1 pseudogene is annotated in these 548 nt (G+C 23.4%); it reads left to right on the top strand.

Annotation, left to right across the window (positions count from 1 at the left end):
* Nucleotides 1-465 (top strand): annotated as a pseudogene (locus tag ACOTVC_RS09030) (hypothetical protein); the annotation flags it as partial.
* Nucleotides 466-548 lie beyond the last annotated feature (83 nt).

Genomic DNA, 548 nt, shown 5'->3' with positions numbered 1-548 from the left:
GAGCAAACCTATTTTAATTATCTTAATTTCATAAGCAATTTAAACTCAAATGAAAAACAAAAATACCTAAACTTAAGAGCCTCTACTAAAGATTTAGAAAAACAAATTTTTAAAGAAAAACTTAAATTTATAAAGCACTATGAAGAATTTTATGATTATTTAGATAGTATAGGCTATTTGGATAAGGGTTCTTGGTATAAAGGTTTGGCAAATATGATTAAAATTTTATTATATGGTTTTTTTCTAAATTTAAATTCTGAAATATGTTTTTTTATAGATAGAAACCTAATGTTTGAAAAAATGAAAATAAGTTATAAAGTATTTAATAATTTAGATTTAAATATTTCAACAAAACTTCCCGATGGATTAACAGAGGAAAATTGGAAATATCTACATAAAGAATTTTCAATTCAACAAAGACAATGGATAAATACAACCCAAAAGGCCTTAGATGAATGCAAATGAAAATAATACTAGTGTTCATAATGAAAACAATACCACTATTAACATTAAAGAAAGTATAAAAGAAGCCTTAAGAGAAGGACAAG

It is taken from the genome of Campylobacter sp. GB48 (genome assembly GCF_049221845.1).
In the GTDB taxonomy this organism is placed as follows: domain Bacteria; phylum Campylobacterota; class Campylobacteria; order Campylobacterales; family Campylobacteraceae; genus Campylobacter_D; species Campylobacter_D lari_C.
Note: the sequence above shows the minus strand (reverse complement) of the source record. Positions and strands in the feature narration are given on the sequence as shown.